Annotated in this window: 15 protein-coding genes and 1 rRNA gene; 12 read left to right on the top strand and 4 right to left on the bottom strand. The window is 60.4% G+C overall.

Annotated elements, in window-relative coordinates; all coding sequences use genetic code 11:
* The 7 genes from rrf to JMN22_RS18465 all read left to right on the top strand — a co-directional run.
* Positions 1-79 (top strand): 5S ribosomal RNA (rrf, locus tag JMN22_RS26890); the annotation flags it as partial.
* 155 nt (positions 80-234) lie between these two features.
* Complete coding sequence (recC, locus tag JMN22_RS18490; RefSeq protein ID WP_202334982.1) at positions 235-3,687, top strand: exodeoxyribonuclease V subunit gamma; 3,453 nt, start codon at positions 235-237, stop codon at positions 3,685-3,687.
* Positions 3,684-7,373, top strand: a complete 3,690-nt coding sequence (gene recB / locus JMN22_RS18485; protein ID WP_202334981.1) for an exodeoxyribonuclease V subunit beta — start codon at positions 3,684-3,686, stop codon at positions 7,371-7,373. The genes recC and recB overlap by 4 nt, the downstream gene beginning before the upstream one ends.
* Positions 7,370-9,466: an exodeoxyribonuclease V subunit alpha gene (gene recD / locus JMN22_RS18480; protein WP_202334980.1), complete on the top strand. Its 2,097-nt coding sequence runs from the start codon at positions 7,370-7,372 to the stop codon at positions 9,464-9,466. Before recB ends, recD begins: the two co-directional genes overlap by 4 nt.
* Before the next feature lie 138 nt (positions 9,467-9,604).
* Complete coding sequence (locus JMN22_RS18475; protein ID WP_030139714.1) at positions 9,605-10,177, top strand: YfiR family protein; 573 nt, start codon at positions 9,605-9,607, stop codon at positions 10,175-10,177.
* Positions 10,174-11,442: a diguanylate cyclase domain-containing protein gene (locus JMN22_RS18470; RefSeq protein WP_030139715.1), complete on the top strand. Its 1,269-nt coding sequence runs from the start codon at positions 10,174-10,176 to the stop codon at positions 11,440-11,442. Before JMN22_RS18475 ends, JMN22_RS18470 begins: the two co-directional genes overlap by 4 nt.
* Before the next feature lie 4 nt (positions 11,443-11,446).
* Positions 11,447-11,950, top strand: a complete 504-nt coding sequence (locus tag JMN22_RS18465; protein ID WP_030139716.1) for an OmpA family protein — start codon at positions 11,447-11,449, stop codon at positions 11,948-11,950.
* On the opposite strand, the gene JMN22_RS18460 is transcribed toward JMN22_RS18465, so the two are convergent.
* A complete protein-coding gene (locus tag JMN22_RS18460; RefSeq protein WP_202334979.1) occupies positions 11,947-12,894 on the bottom strand; it encodes a LysR family transcriptional regulator in 948 nt (315 codons plus the stop codon). The genes JMN22_RS18465 and JMN22_RS18460 overlap by 4 nt on opposite strands.
* Before the next feature lie 139 nt (positions 12,895-13,033).
* Here JMN22_RS18460 and JMN22_RS18455 point away from each other — a divergent pair, with 139 nt between their 5' ends.
* Together JMN22_RS18455 and mmsB are read left to right on the top strand one after the other, a co-directional pair.
* The gene (locus JMN22_RS18455; RefSeq protein WP_181287489.1) at positions 13,034-14,560 is read left to right on the top strand and encodes a CoA-acylating methylmalonate-semialdehyde dehydrogenase; all 1,527 of its coding nucleotides are present in this window, start codon (positions 13,034-13,036) and stop codon (positions 14,558-14,560) included.
* 10 nt (positions 14,561-14,570) lie between these two features.
* Positions 14,571-15,458 (top strand): 3-hydroxyisobutyrate dehydrogenase, encoded by an 888-nt coding sequence (gene mmsB / locus JMN22_RS18450; protein WP_030139719.1) that lies wholly within the window; start codon positions 14,571-14,573, stop codon positions 15,456-15,458.
* 234 nt (positions 15,459-15,692) lie between these two features.
* Here mmsB and JMN22_RS18445 read toward each other — a convergent pair whose 3' ends face one another.
* Both JMN22_RS18445 and JMN22_RS18440 read right to left on the bottom strand, forming a co-directional pair.
* A complete protein-coding gene (locus tag JMN22_RS18445; RefSeq protein WP_003177747.1) occupies positions 15,693-16,037 on the bottom strand; it encodes a cupin domain-containing protein in 345 nt (114 codons plus the stop codon).
* A 99-nt stretch (positions 16,038-16,136) separates the two neighbouring features.
* Entirely contained in the window at positions 16,137-17,018 is an 882-nt protein-coding gene (locus JMN22_RS18440) for a LysR substrate-binding domain-containing protein (protein WP_202334978.1), read from the bottom strand.
* 207 nt (positions 17,019-17,225) lie between these two features.
* Here JMN22_RS18440 and JMN22_RS18435 point away from each other — a divergent pair, with 207 nt between their 5' ends.
* Positions 17,226-17,990: a sulfite exporter TauE/SafE family protein gene (locus tag JMN22_RS18435; protein WP_202334977.1), complete on the top strand. Its 765-nt coding sequence runs from the start codon at positions 17,226-17,228 to the stop codon at positions 17,988-17,990.
* On the opposite strand, the gene JMN22_RS18430 is transcribed toward JMN22_RS18435, so the two are convergent.
* Positions 17,980-18,294, bottom strand: a complete 315-nt coding sequence (locus JMN22_RS18430) for a putative quinol monooxygenase (protein ID WP_202334976.1) — start codon at positions 18,292-18,294, stop codon at positions 17,980-17,982. The two genes, JMN22_RS18435 and JMN22_RS18430, sit on opposite strands and share 11 nt — an antisense overlap.
* Before the next feature lie 198 nt (positions 18,295-18,492).
* Here JMN22_RS18430 and JMN22_RS18425 point away from each other — a divergent pair, with 198 nt between their 5' ends.
* Together JMN22_RS18425 and JMN22_RS18420 are read left to right on the top strand one after the other, a co-directional pair.
* Complete coding sequence (locus tag JMN22_RS18425) at positions 18,493-19,083, top strand: NAD(P)H-dependent oxidoreductase (RefSeq protein ID WP_030139723.1); 591 nt, start codon at positions 18,493-18,495, stop codon at positions 19,081-19,083.
* A 174-nt stretch (positions 19,084-19,257) separates the two neighbouring features.
* Positions 19,258-20,169 (top strand): LysR substrate-binding domain-containing protein, encoded by a 912-nt coding sequence (locus tag JMN22_RS18420; protein ID WP_202334975.1) that lies wholly within the window; start codon positions 19,258-19,260, stop codon positions 20,167-20,169.
* Positions 20,170-20,239 lie beyond the last annotated feature (70 nt).

The raw sequence follows: 20,239 nt of genomic DNA, 5'->3' as shown, positions 1-20,239 counted from the left end.
TCCCGAACTCAGAAGTGAAACGATGCATCGCCGATGGTAGTGTGGGGTTTCCCCATGTGAGAGTAGGTCATCGTCAAGATTAAATTCCGAAACCCCTATCTGCTGACGCAGGTAGGGGTTTTGTTTTGCCTGCAAGAAAGTTCTTACGACAAGCGCAGACAGCTCCCGGCTGTCACAGCCCCCCGACAATGCTAAGGTTCTGCCCTAGCTTTTGCATTTTCAAGGATGCCTTTCATGCCGGACGCAACGTCCCTTAGCCCAGCGTTCATGGTGGTTCACGGGAATCGCCTTGATGAATTGCGCAGCCTGGTGATCAGCCTGATGCGGCGTTATCCGCTGGCCCCTCTTGAAAATGAAATCGCGCTGGTACAGAGCAACGGTATTGCCCAATGGCTTAAACTCGCGCTGGCTGAGGACCCGGAAGACGACGATACCGGCGGTTGCGGCATTGCGGCAGCCATCGACGTGCAGTTGCCAGGTAGCTTCATGTGGCAGCTCTATCGAATGGTGCTCGGGCGTGACGAAATCCCTGCCAAATCCCTCTTGGACAAGGCTCCGCTCACATGGAGGCTGATGCGTCTCCTGCCGCAGCTGATTGAACAGCCACATTTCGAACCCCTGCGACGTTTTCTCACTCATGACGCTGACTTGCGCAAGCGCTACCAACTGTCTGAGCGTCTGGCTGACCTGTTTGACCAGTATCAGGTCTACCGTGCCGACTGGCTCGAGGACTGGGCACAGGGACGACACCAGACGAGGAATGTCCGCGGTGACACCAAGCCGCTCGCGGCGGCCAATTGCTGGCAAGCGGAACTGTGGCGAGCCCTGTTGCTGGATGTAGGTGAGAAGGGCATGGCCCAAAGTCGTGCTGGTGTTCATCAGCGCTATCTGGAGTGCATCAACAGCCTGGAAGCCGCTCCACAAGGCCTGCCTGCGCGAGTAATTGTCTTTGGCATATCGTCATTGCCCGCCCAAGTCCTCGAGGCGCTTGCCGGGCTCTCACGGTTTAGCCAGGTTTTGCTGTGTGTCCACAATCCATGCCGACATCATTGGGCAGATATCGTGGCCGACAAGGACTTGCTTCGCCACCAATACAAACGGCAAGCACGTAAGCGCGGCATGCCTGAAGTCCTCGACTCGCAGACGTTGCACCAGCATGCTCATCCTTTATTGGCGGCCTGGGGAAAACAGGGGCGCGACTATATCAATCTGCTCGACAGTTACGATGACCCCACGACCTATCGCTCGGTGTTCCGCGAAGGGCGAATCGATCTGTTCAGCGACGGCCAACCTGCCACCCTCCTCAGCCAGTTGCAGAATGACATTCTTGAATTGCGTCCCTTGGACGAAACTCGAGAGCAATGGCCAGAGGTCGATACCCAGCAAGATGAGTCCATCCGCTTCCATATCGCCCACAGCGCGCAACGCGAAGTCGAGATCCTCCATGATCAGCTCCTTGCTCAGTTCAGCAAGGATCCGACCTTGCGTCCTCGCGACATTATCGTCATGGTCCCGGATATCGACAGTTACGCGCCGCATATTCGTGCGGTGTTCGGTCAACTTGATAAATTCGACAATCGTTTCATTCCATTCACCCTGACCGATCAAGGCCAGCGTGGACGTGACCCTCTTCTGATCGCAGTCGAACATTTGCTCAAACTTCCTGATAGTCGTTTTCCGGTCAGCGAAATCCTCGATTTGCTGGACGTCCCGGCGTTGCGCGAGCGGTTTGGCATTGGCGAGTCCGATTTGCCAACGCTGCACCGTTGGATCGAGGGGGCCGGCATCCGTTGGGGAATGAGTGCCGAACATCGTGCCGGGCTGGGTTTGCCCGCAGAGCTTGAACAGAACAGCTGGCGTTTCGGCCTGCGTCGCATGTTATTAGGATATGCGGTCGGCAATTCGCAGGCTTACGAAGGCATCGAGCCGTATGACGAAATCGGTGGTCTCGATGCGGCGTTGATCGGTCCTTTGGTGGCGTTGCTGGATGCCTTGGAAGTCGCTCATCAGGAGCTCAGCCAGCCAGCATCGCCTCAGGATTGGGGCGCGCGCCTGCATAACCTGATGCAGCTGTTCTTCTTGGCGAGCAATGAACACGACGATTATCTACTGACCCAGCTCGAAGACCTGCGTGAATCCTGGCTGGAAACCTGCGAGTCAGTTGCCCTGCACGATGAACTGCCATTGACGGTCGTAAGGGAGGCCTGGCTGGCCGGGTTGGACCAAGGGCGATTGTCCCAGCGCTTCCTGGCTGGGGCGGTCAACTTTTGTACCTTGATGCCGATGCGAGCAATTCCTTTCAAACTGGTCTGTTTGCTGGGAATGAATGACGGTGATTACCCTCGCGCCCAACCGCCCTTGGACTTCGACCTGATGGGCAGCGATTATCGGCCTGGCGATCGCTCTCGGCGCGAGGATGATCGGTACTTGATGCTGGAGGCGCTTCTTTCCGCACGGGAAAAACTCTACATCAGTTGGGTGGGACGCAGCATTCGTGACAATAGCGAACGACCGCCCTCCGTTCTCGTTGGCCAGCTACGCGATCATCTTGCCAGTGGCTGGCGGTTGGCAGATGGCAAGGGAAGCCTTCTTGGCGCGCTCACCCAGGAGCATCCTCTTCAACCGTTCAGTGCCCGCTATTTTTACCAGGGCGATCAGCTATTCAGTTATGCCACCGAATGGCGAGTGCTTCATGACGCCCAGGATCACACTCAGATGCCTCCGCGATTGGCTCCCTATGTTCAGGAAGAACCCTTGGGACTTGGTCAGTTGCAGGATTTCCTGCGCAATCCTGTCCGTCATTTTTTCAGCCAGCGACTCAAAGTGTTTTTCGAGACCATCGAAGCTCCCCTGGCCGATGATGAGCCTTTCGTGCTCGATGCGTTGCAGCGTTACAGCTTGAGCGACAGCCTGCTCGAAGCCGCTCTCATTCGTCTCGATCAACCGGACCTTGCATTGCAGGCGCATGCCAAACGGCTCCAGAACAGCGGGCTGTTACCCATGGCTGGTTTTGGTGAAAGCCTGCAGCGTGAGTTGATCGAGCCATTGCCAGACCTGCTTCAACGTTACCAACAACTTCTGGCGCTGTGGCCGACTCCATTGGCGAGCGCCGTACCCATCAGCCTGCAATTGGCAGAAGTCAGTGTCGAAGGTTGGCTCAGTGGTCTGCATCAGCGATCTGATGGTGCGGTCTTGGCGATCACCGCCATCCCCAACAGCATCGGTTCCACCAAGACTCGAAAATGGCATCGCCTGATACGGCCTTGGGTGAACCATCTAGTCGCCTGCGCCAGCGGTCTTTCGATGACGACTGCATTGGTTGCCAGTGATGACAGCTTGCTGTTGGCGCCTTTTGAGGAAGCCGTTTCGCGAAGACTGCTCGGTGATCTGTTGCAAGCCTGGCAGACAGGCATGCGCGAGCCGCTGCCGATCGCGGTGAAGACTGCCTTTGCCTGGCTCGGTCAGAGCGACCCCGGAAAGGCCGAAGCGGCGGCTCGAAAAGCCTATGAAGGCGACGGTCTGAATTTCGAAGGCGAGCGGCGGGAAAGCCCGGCCCTGGCTCGACAGTTCGCTGACTTTGACGCGCTCGTTGCAGACGAAACATTCCCCGATTGGTGCGATGCGCTTTATCGACCGTTATTCGAAGCCCCCTGGCGTTCACTGGCCGATGAGGACGTGCATTCATGAGTCGGCAAACTCCGTTGGCCCTGGCCTTCCCATTGCGTGGCAGTCAGTTGATCGAGGCCAGCGCCGGTACGGGCAAGACTTTCACCATATCTGCTTTGTACTTGCGCCTGGTATTGGGGCACGGCGGATCGGCGGCTGGATTCGGTCGCGAACTGCTTCCCCCGCAGATCCTGGTGGTGACCTTTACTGACGCCGCCACCAAGGAGTTGCGTGATCGTATCCGTACGCGCCTGGCAGAGGCGGCGCGTTTTTTTCGCGACGAAATTCCTGCCCCGGATTCGTTGGTAACAGCGTTGCGTGATGAGTTTGACGAAGGGCAATGGCCTGCCTGTGCCAACCGGCTCGACATTGCCGCGCAATGGATGGATGAGGCAGCCGTTTCGACTATCCATGGTTGGTGCCAGCGCATGTTGCGCGAGCATGCTTTTGACAGTGGCAGCTTATTTACCCAGACCCTGGAAACCGATCACAGCGAGCTGCTCGGCGAGGTGCTGCGCGACTACTGGCGGCTGTTCTGCTACTCGATGCAAGGCGAGGCGTTGGATTGGGTACGTACCCACTGGGGTGGACCTGCGGCGTTGTTGCCGCGAGTGAAAGGCCTGTTTTCCAATGGACGCGGCAATGATGATGGGCTTGAGCCCGCCGAGCTTATCGCCGCAGCCCTGCAGGACCGCAGCGCTGCCTTGCTTGATCTCAAGGCGCCGTGGCGTCAATGGGCGGTGGAATTGCTGGAGATATGCCAGCAAGGCGTGGCGAGTAAAAGCGTCGATGGGCGCAAGATGCAAGCCCGTTATTTTGAGCCGTGGTTCCAGAAGATCACGGCCTGGGTAGAGGATGAAAGCGTTGAACTTTTGGACATCGGCACGGGATTCACGCGGTTGACACCCGAGGGAATGGCCGAAGCCTGGAAGGGAGAGGTGCCAAATCACCCCGGCCTGGACGCGATGTCAGGGCTCAAGGCGAGCCTGGACGCATTGCCGACACCCGATGCCGCCGTGTTGCAGCATGCCGCGCAATGGGTAGGGGAGCGCTTCGAGGCGGAAAAGCGTCGCCGAGCGGAAATGGGCTTCGACGATATGTTGTTGCGTCTCGACGCGGCTCTACAGGCTGAAGGCGGGGAACGTCTGGCGAGCGTGATTCGTGAGCAGTTTCCGGTCGCTCTGATCGATGAGTTCCAGGACACCGACCCGGTCCAGTACCGGATCTTCGAAAGTATCTATCGCATCAAGGACAACGATCCCGAAACAGGACTGTTCCTGATCGGCGACCCGAAACAGGCCATTTATGCTTTCCGGGGGGCTGACATCTATACCTACCTGCGCGCCCGGGAAGCCACTGCTGGCAGGCTGCATACGCTGGGAACGAACTTTCGTTCCAGCCATGCCATGGTCGGCGCCGTGAACCATATTTTTCAGAACGCGGAAACCCGTCCAAAAGGGCGCGGGGCTTTCCTGTTCCGTGAGCCATCGGGTGAGAATCCGGTGCCGTTCCTGGCAGTGGGATCCCAAGGACGAAAGGAGTCCTTGCTGATCGCAGGACAAACCGTCCCCGCAATGAATATCTGGCACCTGGCCTCGGACCAACCGCTCTCTGGCGCGACGTATCGGCAACACATGGCCGCTGCCTGCGCCAGCGAGATCACTGCGCTGCTCAACGGCGGCCAGTCGGGGCGTGATGGGTTTGTCAGTGACGGGGATACCTTGCGTGGGCTGCTACCGGCGGACATCGCCATTCTGGTTCGAGATGGCAAGGAAGCGCAGGCCGTGCGCGGCGAATTGTCTGCACGAGGCGTACGAAGCGTCTACCTGTCCGACAAGGATTCGGTGTTTGCCGCGCAAGAAGCGCGGGACTTGCTGACCTGGCTGAAGGCGTGCGCCGAGCCGGATGCCGAACGTCCATTGCGAGCGGCGCTGGCCAGCATCACATTGGACTTGCCGATTACGGAGCTGGAGCGACTTAATCAGGATGAGCTGGCATGGGAAAGTCGCGTCATGCAGTTTCGTGGTTATCGGCTGGTCTGGCGTACCCAGGGTGTGCTGCCGATGTTGCGACGCCTGCTGCACGATTTCAAATTGCCCCAGGCCTTGATGACGCGTGGCGACGGGGAGCGGGTGCTGACCAATTTGCTCCATCTGTGCGAACTGTTGCAGCAGGCTGCCGTCGAGCTGGATGGCGAGCAGGCGCTGATTCGATACCTGTCCGAGCATCTGGCGTTGACCGGGCAGGCCGGCGAAGAACAGATCCTTCGCCTGGAAAGCGATGAGCAGTTGGTCAAAGTGGTGACGATCCACAAATCCAAGGGGCTCGAATATCCGTTGGTCTTCCTGCCGTTCATTTGCTCGACGAAACCGGTGGACGGCAGCCGATTGCCTTTGCATTACCACGACGAAGCCGGCCAGGCGCAAATCAGTCTCACGCCGACCCCCGTATTGATCGCCAAGGCCGATGACGAACGCTTGGCCGAAGACCTGCGCCTCCTGTATGTGGCGCTGACTCGCGCCCAACACGCCTGTTGGCTGGGTGTCGCCGATCTCAAGCGTGGCAGCAACAGCCGCTCCATCCTGCACCTGTCGGCGCTGGGTTATCTGCTGGGCGGCGGCGCACCGTTGACGGAGTCGGTGGCGTTGCGGCAATGGCTGGAAGATTTGCAACAAGGCAGCCAAGCGGTGAACTGCCAGGATATGCCCCAGGCCAACGACGAACACTACCTGCCAGCCCAAAACGAAGCGGTGTTGCGCGCACCTTTGTTGCCGGTACGCAAAGCCAGCGAGAACTGGTGGATCGCTTCCTACAGCGCATTGCGCCTGGGCGAAACGCTTAGCGCGGGGGGAGACACCGCACCGGAAAACCCACAGGCGCAGAAACAGTTCGATGATGAGCGTCTTGACCCGGATGCCCCCAGGGAAGTGGTTGCTGTCGGCGGCGACATCCATCGCTTTCCACGTGGTCCGAACCCGGGCACGTTCCTGCACGGTCTTCTGGAGTGGTCGGCCAGGGAAGGATTTACCACCACGCCAGCGGTAATCGAGGATGCTATTGCCCGACGTTGCAACCGCCGAGGCTGGAAAGGCTGGATCACCACGCTTGGCGACTGGTTGCAGCACCTGATCACAACGCCTTTGCATATCGGTGGCGGCCAGGCTCCGGTGTTGTTGACGCAGCTGACTCGCTTCCAGGTCGAAATGGAGTTCTGGTTCGCCAGCCACAAAGTCGATGTGCTCAAGCTTGACGAACTTGTCTGCCGATTCACCCATGGCGGCGTGGCTCGCATCGCCGCGGAGCCGGTGTTGCTCAACGGCATGTTCAAGGGTTTCATCGACTTGACCTTCGAACATGACGGTCGGTACTACGTGGCTGATTACAAGTCCAACTGGCTGGGGGCTGATGACACGGCCTACACCGTGCAGGCGATGGAGCAATCGATCCTGGATAATCGCTACGACTTGCAATACGTCCTGTACCTGTTGGCGCTGCATCGCCAGCTCAAGGCACGCTTGCCCGATTATGACTACGACCGGCATGTCGGCGGAGCGTTGTATATATTCTTGCGTGGCACGCGCGCAGCCAGCCAGGGCGTGTATTTCACCAAGCCCCCGCGAGCCTTGATCGAACAACTCGATCGCCTGTTCCGAGGGGCGCCCGAACCCAAGGCCGAACCGGCGTGGGTACAGGGAGAACTGTTATGAGTCGTTCCTTTGCCGACCTGCTCCCCAGACCGTCCGAAGACGAGAGCCTGGCCAACCTTGCGCCGCTGAGTGAGGCGAGTGATCTGTTGCTGCTGCTCACGCGCTGGGTGGAGCGCGGCTGGCTTCGAGCCCTGGACAAGGCGTTTGTCGCGTTCCTCCATGAGCTGGAGCCCAACGACGATCCGCTGGTACTGCTCGCCGCGGCACTGACCAGTCACCAACTGGGTCATGGACACGTCTGCCTGGATCTGTTCGAGACACTCAGCGAGCCGGACTTCGCACTGTCGCTCCCTCCCGAGGGCGACGTTCAGACAGGCGCAACGCTGTTGCCGTCCCAGATACTGCAAGCTCTGGACCCCGCCCATTGGTGCAAGGTCCTGGCATCCAGTCGCCTGGTCGCCTTGGCGGTCGACATGACTGAAGAGGCGCAGCAGCGGCCGTTGGTGCTGTCGGGCAAACGCCTCTATCTGCGCCGTTACTGGGCCTATGAACGGCGGATCGATGAAGCATTGCGTCAACGGCTGGCCGATCATGGCGCAGCGCCCGATGACCTGCGCGAGCGCCTTGCGGGATTGTTCGGAGCGGCCAGTCTCACAGGTCCGATCGATTGGCAGAAGCTGGCCTGCGCGCTGGCGACCCGGAGCGCTTTCAGCATCGTGACGGGCGGCCCGGGCACAGGGAAGACCACCACGGTCGTGCGTCTGCTTGCCTTGTTGCAGGCGCCGGCTGTCGAGGCTGGGAAACCGCTGCGTATTCGCCTGGCCGCGCCCACTGGCAAGGCAGCGGCGCGCTTGACCGAGTCCATCAGCCAGCAGGTCCGGACGCTGGATGTGTCCGATGGCGTGCGCGAGCGCATTCCCTGCGACGTCACCACCGTCCATCGACTGCTGGGCAGCCGCCCTGGTACTCGGCATTTTCGCCATCATCGGGGCAATCGCTTGCCACTGGATGTGCTGGTGGTTGATGAAGCGTCAATGATCGACCTGGAAATGATGGCGAATTTGCTGGATGCACTGCCGCCTCATGCGCGCCTGGTGCTGCTGGGTGACAAGGACCAGTTGGCGTCGGTCGAGGCGGGTGCGGTTCTGGGGGATCTATGTCGGGATGCCGAGGAAGGCTGGTATAGCCCGCAGACCCTGGCCTGGCTCGAGTCCGTCAGCGGCGAGAACCTGGCGGCCAGCGACCTGAAGCAGGACCTCGATGGCGCTCATCCCCTGGCCCAGCAAGTGGTCATGCTCAGGCATTCCCGGCGCTTTGGCGAAGGCAGCGGCATTGGGCAATTGGCCCGCAGCGTGAATCGGCAACAGCCGGAGAAAGCCCGTCAGGTGCTGCAGGGCGGTCAATATGCGGACCTGTTTTTCCTTGGGCTCAAAGGCGAGCATGACGGAGTGCTGGAGCGTTTTCTGCTCGACGGCCGAGTAGATGGCCCGCAAGGGTATCGGCATTACCTGAATCTGCTGCGGCAACGGCGCCCGGACATTTCTCGTCCGTTGGAAGACAGTTGCTGGACGGAGTGGGCCAGGGATGTCCTGGCGGCATTCGACGAGTTCCAGTTGCTTTGTGCCGTGCGCAAAGGCCCGTGGGGTGTCGAGGGGTTGAATCAGCGGATCACGGCTGCGTTGCTCAAGGCTCGTTTGATCGACAGCGATCATCTCTGGTACGAGGGGCGTCCGGTACTGATGACTCGCAACGACTACGGGCTCGGGTTGATGAATGGCGATATCGGCATCGCCCTAAAGCTGCCTGAGCGTGACGGGCCTGATGCGGGCAGACAGGTGTTGAGAGTTGCCTTCCCCCGTAACGATGGCCAAGGTGGCGTGCGTTTTGTCCTGCCCAGTCGCCTGAATGATGTGGAAACCGTGTACGCCATGACGGTGCACAAGTCCCAAGGCTCGGAGTTCGCCCATACGGCGCTCATCCTTCCCGATGTGTTGAACCCCGTGTTGACCAAGGAACTGGTATACACGGCGGTTACCCGGGGCAAGCACTGGTTCAGTCTCATAGAGCCGAGAGCCGGGGTATTCGAGGAGGCCGTCCGCCGCAAGGTCAAGCGCCTGAGTGGGTTGATGTTGGAATGGGAACAAGGTGGCTGATTGCCTAATTTTCACCTTTAATGCTTCGATCGCGGTTCTGCCTGTTTTTTGTCGGAAATCGCCGTAGGGCACTGTCTCGCTGGCTTTTTGACACTGTGTTATCGTTTCGGCTCTTATCTTAATCAGAGATCATCCAGGATGGTGGCAGTTCGGGGGGCAGCGTGCAGCGAGAACTGGAAGCCTCATGTGCTTGCCGGCTTCCTATGGATGCTGTCATTCGCGGTGGTCGCTCAAGAGCAGGCAACCCCCGACCGCGCCGACCAGCGAGCCGAAGCGGTCACACAGGTCGTGCTGGGCATCCTCAGCTATGCCCGTTGGCCTGTGGAGCCGACACAATTGCAGCTCTGTATCGTCGGTCCGACTCAATATACCGATGTGCTTGTCAAAGGTACGACCCAGGCCACGGGCCGACCGGTATCCGTGCAGCGGGTGCTGGCAGATCATCCTGGCATCGCCGACGACTGCAACGCTGTCTACATCGGCAGGCTGACCAATGAGGAACGCTCGCGCCTGTTCACGTCATTGATTGGCAAGCCTGTGTTGAGCATCAGCGAGGGGGGCGATCAATGTACCGTGGGCAGTCTGTTCTGCCTGCGGGTCGGCGATGAACAGGTCTCGTTCGAGGTCAACCTTGATTCGGTTGCGCGCAGTGGCGTGCGAATTCATCCGAGCGTTCTCCAGCTTTCACGTCGCAGGCCGGCCGCCCCATGAGTTCCCCAAAGCCACGAGTTCGGCCCACGTTGGGCTCGGTTATCGGTCGCGGCCATCTGATCGTCGCACTGGTGGCGATCTCCATGGCCAGCATTTCGCTGACGCTGCTCGGCGTGCTCGCGTTGCGGGTCTATGCCGATCACAACCTGCATTTGATCGCCCGTTCAATCAATTACACCGTGGAGGCCGCCGTGGTGTTTGATGACGCGGCCGCCGCCACGGAAGCGCTGGCGCTGATTGCCGCCACCGAAGAAGTAGCCGATGCGCAGATATTCAATGAGCACGGTCGCCTTCTGGCTCACTGGCAGCGACCCGACACCGGCCTCTTGTCGGGTCTGGAATTGCATATCGCGAAGGCATTCCTGGAAAAACCGATCAGCCTTCCCATCGTCCACCAAGGACAGAACATCGGCAGAATCTTGCTGGCCGGACATGGCGGAAGCCTGTTGCGATTTTTGCTCAGCGGCCTCGCGGGCATTGTTTTATGTACGGCGATAAGCGCCTGGGTCGCGCTGTATCTGGCGAGGCGCCAGTTGCGGTCGATTACCGGGCCACTGCGCAGCCTGGCTGAAGTGGCTCACGCCGCGCGCTGCGAGCGCGCTCTGGATCGTCGCGTGCCGCCGGCCGACATCGCTGAACTGGACAACCTGGGCAACGACTTCAACGCCTTGCTTGCCGAACTGGAATCCTGGCAGACCCATCTGCAAAGTGAAAACGAAACCTTGGCTCACCAGGCCAGCCACGACAGCCTGACCGGATTGCCTAACCGGGCATTTTTCGAAGGTCGATTGATCCGCGCGTTGCGCAATGCCAGCAAGCTCGACGAGCAGGTGGCCGTCCTGTATCTGGACAGCGACCGCTTCAAGGGCATCAATGACAACTTCGGTCACGCTGCCGGCGACGCGGTGCTGACTGCCGTGGCGACCCGGGTCCGCGCGCAGTTGCGAGAGAATGACCTGGTCGCGCGCCTGGGGGGCGATGAGTTTGCCGTGCTGCTGACGCCCCTGCACAAGGTCGAGGATGCCGAGCGGATCGCTGAGAAAATCATTGCCAGCATGGACATGCCGATTCAGTTGCCCGGCAATGCCTCGGTCTTGACGTCCCTCAGTGTCGGTATCGCGGTTTTTCCCGAACATGGTGCCACGCCCGGCGCCTTGCTGAGTGCCGCCGATGCGGCGATGTACCAGGCCAAGCGCCTCGCCCGAGGCGGCCAACACACGGCAGGGTCGGAGCACCCGGTCGCGGATCTTCAAACCAGGAGCTGATTGCATGCGTTCAAATGCTCGTTTCCCCCTGCTGCGATTCGCAGCATTTTTATTGATCGCCGTTTTTACCCTCGCCGGGTGCCAGACCACACCGCCGAAAGGCCTGACCCCAGCGCAGATCGCCGTCCTCAAGGAGCAGGGTTTCAAGTTGACGGAGGAGGGCTGGGCCTTCGGTCTCTCCGGCAAAGTGCTGTTTGGCAGCGATGTGGAAAGCCTCAATCCTGCCAGTACCGAAATTGTCGAGCGGATCGGCAAGGCCCTGTTGGGCGCAGGTATCGAGCGAGTACGTGTCGACGGTCATACCGACGCATCGGGCTCCCAAGCCTATAACGAACAACTGTCGGTACGCCGGGCCAACAGCGTTGGCAAGGTCTTGACAGGCGTGGGCATGCGAGAAGAAAACGTCCAGCTGCGCGGCCTGGGCAGCAGCCAACCCGTCGCATCCAACGACACGGCCAGCGGCCGCACCGAAAACCGCCGCGTCGCCATCGTGGTCATTGCCGACTAATCGGCAAACACCATCTCCCGGCTGTCGCCCATCAGCAACAGCCGGTTCTGTTCAGTCACCTCGCGAATGTAATCCCACAACAAGGTGATCCGCTTGAGCTTGCGCAGGTCCTCCCGGCAATACATCCAGAACTGCCGGGTAACCGTGATTTCCTCCGGCAGCACCGGCAACAGGCGTGGGTCCTGGGCCGCCAGGAAGCACGGCAGGATCGCCAGCGACCGCCCCTGTTGGGCCGCGACAAATTGCGCGATCACGCTGGTGCTGCGCAGGTGAGCATGCGCGCCGGGCAGGACGTTGGCGAGGTAGAGCAGCTCGGAACTGAATGCCAGGTCGTCCACATAGCTGATGAACGAGTGCTTGCCCAAGTCCGCCGGACGGTGGATGGGCGGGTGGTTGTCCAGGTATGGCTGGGTGGCGTAGAGCTGCAGGCGGTAGTCGCACAGCTTGCAGCATACGTATGGGCCGTGTTCTGGGCGTTCGAGGGCGATGACGATGTCGGCTTCGCGCTTGGAGAGGCTGATGAAGTGCGGTAGCGGCAGGATGTCCACGGAAATGGCCGGGTAGGCATCGACGAAGTGGCTCAGTTGCGGCGTGATGAAAAAACTGCCGAAGCCTTCTGTGCAGCCCATGCGCACATGGCCCGACAGCGCGACGCCGGAGCCTGAGACCTGTTCGCAAGCCATGTGCAGCGTGCTTTCGATCGATTCGGCGTAGCCCAGCAATCGTTGGCCTTCAGCCGTCAGGACAAAACCGTTGGTCCGGGATTTCTCGAACAGCAGCGTACCCAGTGAAGCTTCCAGCGAGCTGATGCGTCGCGACACCGTGGTGTAATCGACCGCCAGGCGCTTGGCGGCCGTGCTGGCCTTGCGGGTACGGGCCACTTCGAGGAAAAACTTGAGGTCATCCCAATTCAGCGACCCCAGGGAGGTGATGTTTTTTTGCATGATGGACCGGACTTTATGTGCGTTCTTATTAGAAGTTTGCACATCTATACTCCAAAAACCGTCTTATCACCAAGGTGTCCGTTCACCTTGGCCGTTGCTGAACCAGCGCTCTCTTATAAGAACAATCCCGGAGGCCAGCATGAACGTTTCCCTTACGCCCAGCGACACTGCCCTGCAAACCGTCAGACTGTTGATCGATGGCGAGTGGGTTGAATCCCAATCCAACGAATGGCATGACATCGTCAACCCGGCCACCCAGCAGGTGTTGGCGAAGGTTCCGTTCGCCACGGCCTCGGAAGTCGATGCCGCCATCGCCGCCGCCCAGCGTGCTTTCCAGACCTGGAAACTGACGCCCATCGGTGCGCGGATGCGCATCATGCTGAAGCTCCAGGCATTGATTCGCGAGCATTCCAAGCGCATCGCCGCGGTGCTCAGCGCGGAACAAGGCAAGACCATCGCCGACGCCGAGGGCGATATTTTCCGTGGCCTGGAAGTGGTCGAGCATGCCTGTTCCATCGGCACCTTGCAGATGGGCGAGTTTGCCGAAAACGTCGCCGGTGGCGTTGACACCTACACGCTACGCCAACCGATCGGTGTGTGCGCCGGCATCACGCCGTTCAACTTCCCGGCGATGATCCCGCTGTGGATGTTCCCGATGGCTATCGCCTGCGGCAACACCTTTGTTCTCAAGCCGTCGGAGCAGGATCCGCTGTCGACCATGCTCCTGGTAGAACTGGCCATCGAGGCCGGCGTGCCGGCGGGTGTCCTCAACGTGGTGCACGGCGGCAAGGATGTGGTGGATGCGCTCTGCACCCACAAGGACATCAAGGCCGTTTCCTTTGTCGGTTCGACGGCGGTCGGTACCCATGTTTATGACTTGGCAGGCCGCCACGGCAAGCGCGTGCAATCGATGATGGGTGCCAAGAACCATGCGGTGGTATTGCCCGATGCCAATCGTGAGCAGACCCTCAACGCCTTGGTCGGTGCGGGTTTCGGCGCAGCGGGGCAACGTTGCATGGCCACCTCCGTGGTGGTGATGGTGGGCGCGGCCAAACAGTGGCTGCCGGAGCTCAAGGCCTTGGCACAGAAACTCAAGGTCAACGCCGGCAGCGAGCCGGGCACGGACGTCGGCCCAGTGATTTCCAAGCGGGCCAAGGCGCGGATCCTCGAACTGATCGAAAGCGGCGTGCAGCAAGGCGCGAAGCTGGAACTCGATGGCCGTGGCATCAGCGTGCCGGGCTTCGAACAAGGCAATTTTGTCGGCCCGACCCTGTTTTCCGGCGTGACCACCGACATGCGCATCTACACCGAAGAAATCTTCGGCCCGGTGCTGGTGGTGCTGGAAGTCGACACCTTGGACCAGGCGATTGCCTTGGTCAACGCCAACCCATTCGGCAACGGCACCGGCCTGTTCACCCAGAGCGGTGCGGCGGCGCGAAAATTCCAGAGCGAAATCGACGTCGGCCAAGTGGGCATCAATATCCCGATCCCGGTCCCGGTACCGTTCTTCAGCTTCACCGGTTCCCGTGGTTCGAAACTCGGCGACCTCGGCCCTTACGGCAAACAAGTGGTGCAGTTCTACACTCAGACCAAGACCGTGACCGCACGCTGGTTCGATGACGACAGCGTCAATGACGGTGTGAACACCACCATCAATCTGCGTTGAGGAGCCGGACATGAACATTGCATTTATCGGCCTGGGCAACATGGGCGCACCCATGGCGCGCAACCTGCTCAAGGCCGGCCATTCGCTGAACCTGTTCGACTTGAACCAAGCGGTGCTGGCCGAACTGGCGGCGTTGGGCGGCACCATCAGCGCCTCGCCCCGCGACGCGGCCCAGGGCGCGGCGCTGGTGATTACCATGTTGCCCGCCGCTGCCCATGTGCGCAGCGTCTGGCTGGGCGAGGATGGGGTGTTGGCCGGTATCGCCGCCGGTACGCCGGCTGTGGATTGCAGCACCATCGACCCCCAGACCGCCCGCGACGTCGCGGCTGCCGCGGCGAAGCAAGGGGTGGCGATGGCCGATGCGCCGGTCTCGGGCGGTACCGGCGGCGCGGCGGCGGGCACGCTGACCTTCATGGTTGGCGCTACGGACGAGCTGTTCGCCACCCTGCAACCGGTGCTGGCGCAGATGGGCCGCAACATCGTGCACTGCGGCGAAGTCGGCACCGGGCAGATCGCCAAGATCTGCAACAATCTGCTGCTGGGGATTTCCATGGTCGGTGTCAGCGAAGCCATGGCCTTGGGTGATGCCTTGGGGATCGACACCCAGGTGCTGGCCGGCATCATCAACAGTTCAACCGGGCGATGCTGGAGCTCTGATACCTACAACCCGTGGCCCGGCGTGATCGAAACGGCGCCGGCATCCCGTGGCTATACCGGCGGTTTCGGCGCGGACTTGATGCTCAAGGACCTGGGCCTCGCCACCGAAGCGGCGCGTCAGGCTCGTCAGCCGGTGATATTAGGGGCGGTGGCGCAGCAGCTGTATCAGGCGATGAGCCAGCGGGGCGAGGGTGGCCAGGACTTCTCGGCAATTGTGAACAGCTACCGCAAGCCGCAGTAAAACCTGCGGTGTTCTGAAGCTTTTGTGGCGAGGGGATTTAGCGAAACGTCGCACCGCCCCGTTGGGTCGCGAGGCGGCCCCAAAACAGTCAGTACTATTCATCTGGCACACCGAGGCGTCAGATTTCAGGGCTGCTTCGCAGCCCAGCGGGGATAAATCCCCTCGCCACAGGGTTATGCATTCCAGAAGTTGTTTTCCGAGAGACCATGTCGGGTGGTCTCTCGGTTTTTTGTCTCAGGCAAACACGAAATATTTGCGCACGGTCTCGACCACTTCCCAAGTACCTTTCATGCCCGGCTCGACGACGAAGATGTCACCGGCCCGCAGATGGATCGGTGCCATGCCGTCCGGGGTGATCACGCAGTAGCCTTCCTGGAAATGGCAGTATTCCCACTTCACGTAATCCACACGCCATTTGCCGGGCGTGCAGATCCAGGTACCCATGATCTTGCTGCCGTCCTCGCTGGTGTAGGCGTTGAGGTTGACGGTATGCGGATCGCCTTCAAGCTTTTCCCATTTGCAGGCGTCGAGTACGGGCAGCGGATGGGTGTCGCGCAGGACGGTGATGGGTGCGGTCATGTGAGCTCCGGAAAAGGGGCAAGAAAGAACCTGCACCCTAGCGCGGAGCAAGAGTAGGCAGATGCCTGTGCTCGACACCGGGCTGTCCAGAAGCGCGCATCAATCAGCCAGATGCCGAGCCAGGGTCTTGGCATAGGCAGGCAAAGCTTCGAAGTTGCGGGCGCAGAGCAGCAACGCCCGGTGGGCCCATGCCTCTTGCAGCGGGACACAGTGATACCCAGGCTCGGGCGGGCGCCGGTCGATGGCCGCCTTCGGCACGATGGCGATGCCCGCACCGTGCGCAACCATGCGAATCACCCCGTCGAAACCGTCGGCGCGAATGCGGATCTGCATGCGTGAGCCGATGTGCAGGGCCTGTTCTTCCAGGTGGATCGCCAGGGCACTGGAGGCGTTCAGGCCGACATAGTCGTGCCCGAAGGTCTCGCTGAAACGCACGGCTCGGTTGTCAGCCAGTGGGTGTCCGGCCGGTAGGATCAATACCAGCGGGTCGTCGCGAAAAGGCCAGGCCTGTAGGCCATCGGTGTCAACGGCGTCGGAAATAATCCCGAGATCCGCCGCGCCTTGGCGCAGGGCATGGGTGATGCGTGAACTGGGCAGTTCCTGCAAGTCGATATCCAGGTTCGGATGGGTCTTGAGAAAATCGGCCAGCGGTTCCGGCAGGTACTCGGTCATGGCGCTGGTGTTGCACAGCAGTCGCACCCGGCCCTTGACGCCTCTGGCGTATTCGGCCAAGTCTTGTTGCAGATGTTCGGTGTGCTGCAAAAGGATTCGGGCATGCTGGGCCAGGGCTTTGCCGGCCGGTGTCGGGGTCACGCCACGTCGCCCGCGTTCGAGCAAATCGATGCCCAGGGACGCCTCCATGGTGCGGACTCGAGCGCTTGCCGCGGCCAGGGACAAATGGCTGCGGGCTGCACCGGCGGTGATATTGCCGGCGTCGAGGATATTCAGGTAGAGGCGCAGGTCGGTGAGGTCGAAGTGCATGAGGGCCTGTCTCAAGTTTTACGGTGTTTGGTATGCCGTCTTCGCGAGCAGGCTCGCTCCCACAAGGAATTGCGTTTCAACTGTGGGATCGAGCCTGCTCGCGAAGGCGCCAGGAGCGTCAACAGAGTCTCAGCCTCTTGCTGAAAGAGAGGCACCCTCAGTGTATGACACATTTCCAAACCAACGCCCCGGGCGCACGATAACCCCATGGACACCCTCATCGCGTTCTACCAAAACCTCGGCCCGGCCCTTTCCCTTCTGGTCATCGGTACCTTCCTGTTGGCCGGCACGATCAAGGGCGTGATCGGACTCGGCCTGCCAACGATCGCCATGGGCTTGCTCGGGTTGGCTATGGCTCCGACGCAGGCTGCGGCGTTGCTGATCATTCCGGCGACACTGACCAACGTCTGGCAATTGGCGTTTGGCGGGCATTTACGGGGGCTTGTCCTGCGCCTGTGGCCGTTGCTGCTGGCGATTTTCATTGGCACCGGATTCGGTACGCTGTGGATCGGCATGGTGGGAGGGGCCTGGGCGATAAGGGGACTGGGCGCCGCGCTGATGGTGTACGCATTGAGCGGATTGTTTTTACCGACGTTGCGGGTCGGTGTCGGGCAGGAAAGCTGGCTTGCTCCGCTTTGCGGGTTGCTCACCGGTGTGATCACCTCAGCCACCGGCGTGTTCGTCATTCCGGCGGTGCCGTATCTCCAGGCGTTGGGCTTGAACAGAGATGAATTGGTACAGGCCCTGGGCCTGTCGTTCACCGTTTCAACACTGGCCTTGGCGGCCGGTCTGTTGTGGCGAGGCGCCTTGGGCGGCGGCGAGTTGAGTGCATCGCTGCTGGCGCTGATACCAGCGTTGCTGGGAATGTGGCTCGGGCAATGGCTGCGCCAGCGGATCAGCGCCGTGCTGTTCAAACGGGTATTTTTCATTGGCCTCGGTGTGCTCGGCGGCCATCTGCTGGTCAGCGGTTAGCCGAGGACCGGCTGAGCATGTCGACGCGACGAATCTCGAAATCGCGCTCCAGGTAATCCATGCGCTGTTCGAAAAACTGCTTCATGTGCGGCAGGTTCGAATGCACGTCCAGATCAGCCTGCGACGCCCAGATTTCGTAGAAGATGAACAGCGTCGGGTCCTGCTGGTCCCGCAGCATGTGGTATTCAATGCAGCCGGGTTCGGCGCGACTGGGTTCGACGTAGGCGCGGAACAACGCTTCGAAGGCTTCGGCGTTTTCCGGGCGGGTCTTGGCGTGCAAGATGAAACCGTGCAAATCGCTCATCAGGGTAGGCTCCTGGATTGAAAGTGCGGAGGATTCTAAGGCAACAATCAGGCGCTTATTCGTGCGTGTGGATCAAAACAGTTTTGTCGTTGCGGTGCTTATTCCGCGCGCAGCTCATCGGTACCCTGCCGCCATCATTTTTAATCTTCCCCTTGGCGACGCCCCAGCGGCCACGCCTTGGAACCGATGAGGCTCCCGATGAAAAAAGTCCTGCTGCTCAATGGCGGTAAACAGTTCGCCCATTCCGACGGTCGCTATAACGCAACCCTTCACGACACCGCACTGAGCGTCCTGGACCGTGGCGGTCTTGATGTGAAAACCACTTTCATTGACGGTGGCTACGACATCAAGGAAGAGGTCGCCAAGTTCCTCTGGGCCGACGTCATCATCTACCAGATGCCCGGCTGGTGGATGGGGGCCCCGTGGACCGTGAAGAAATACATCGACGAAGTCTTCACTGAAGGCCATGGCAGCCTCTATGCCAGCGACGGCCGCACTCGCTCCGATGCGTCGCAAAAATACGGCAGCGGTGGTTTGGTGCAGGGCAAGCAATACATGTTGTCGCTGACCTGGAACGCCCCGCAGCAAGCGTTCGATGACCCGACGGATTTCTTCGAAGCCAAGGGCGTGGACGCCGTGTATTTTCCCTTCCACAAGGCCAACCAGTTTCTCGGCATGACCGGCCTGCCAACGTTCCTGTGCGTGGACGTGATGAAGCGCCCGAACATCGAGGAAGATGTGGCGCGGTATGAGCGGCATTTGGCCGAGGTGTTCGGCCTTTCGCGGTAATCCGTTAGTATCAGGGTTCACCTGAAACGAAGGTGTAACCGTGGCGCGGGAGCTTCCCCCCGCTGAGGGCGGAAGCGCCTCCCAAAAGCGGTCGCTCCGCGCCCAGCGGGAGCAAGCTCCCTCGCCACAAAAGCATCCTTCACATTGGGTGTGCATTCCATCGAGAGCATGTCTGTGAAAGCCAGATCCGACGAGTTGCAGATTTTCGTCTGCGTGATCGAATGCGGGTCGATCTCCGCCGCCGCCGAGCAGGTCGGGCAAACGCCTTCGGCGGTCAGTCGCACCTTGTCGCGGCTGGAAGCCAAGCTCGACACCACGTTGATCAACCGCACCACACGGCGCATGGACCTGACCGAAGAGGGCAAGTATTTCTTCGAGCAGGCCAAGGGCATTCTTGACCAGATGGACGCGCTGGAAGAGCGCTTGTCGTCCCGCCAGAAGAACCCTGCCGGGCGCTTGCGGATCAACGCCGCATCGCCTTTCATGCTCCACGCCATCGTTCCTCACATCGACGAGTTCCGCACGCTCTACCCGGACATCCAGTTGGAGCTCAACAGCAACGACTTGATCATCGATCTGCTCGAACAGAGCACCGACGTCGCCATCCGCATCGGCACCCTCACGGACTCGACGCTTCACGCCCGCTCGCTGGGTTGCAGCCCGTTGCACATCCTCGCCAGTCCGACTTACTTGAAAGCGCATGGCACGCCCGCGAGCGTCGCTGAACTGGCGGAACATTCGCTGCTGGGGTTTGTCCTGAACGATGGCCTCAATCAATGGCCGCTGCGCCACACCCATGGCGACCGCTGGCCGATCCAGCCGGCCATCAGCGCGTCCAGTGGTGAAACCGTACGGCACCTGGCGCTGCAAGGGCAGGGCATTGCCTGCCTGTCGGATTTCATGACCCGTGATGACATTCGTGCCGGTCGGCTCAAGGTGTTGCTGGTCGATTCCAATAGCGGCTATCGCCAGCCGATCAATGCGGTGTACTACCGCAACTCCCAATTGGCCTTGCGCATCCAGTGTTTCCTGGACTTCATCCAAGGCAAGCTCGCCGAATACGCTTCGCGAGATTTCAAGGGCTGATTCGTGACTTCAAGGCAAGAGTGATTTGGGCCATGTGGGCTGTTTCGGCAAGGAATGGCCCTCGATACTC

It is taken from the genome of Pseudomonas sp. HB05, assembly GCF_016756915.1.
In the GTDB taxonomy this organism is placed as follows: domain Bacteria; phylum Pseudomonadota; class Gammaproteobacteria; order Pseudomonadales; family Pseudomonadaceae; genus Aquipseudomonas; species Aquipseudomonas alvandae.
Note: the sequence above shows the minus strand (reverse complement) of the source record. Positions and strands in the feature narration are given on the sequence as shown.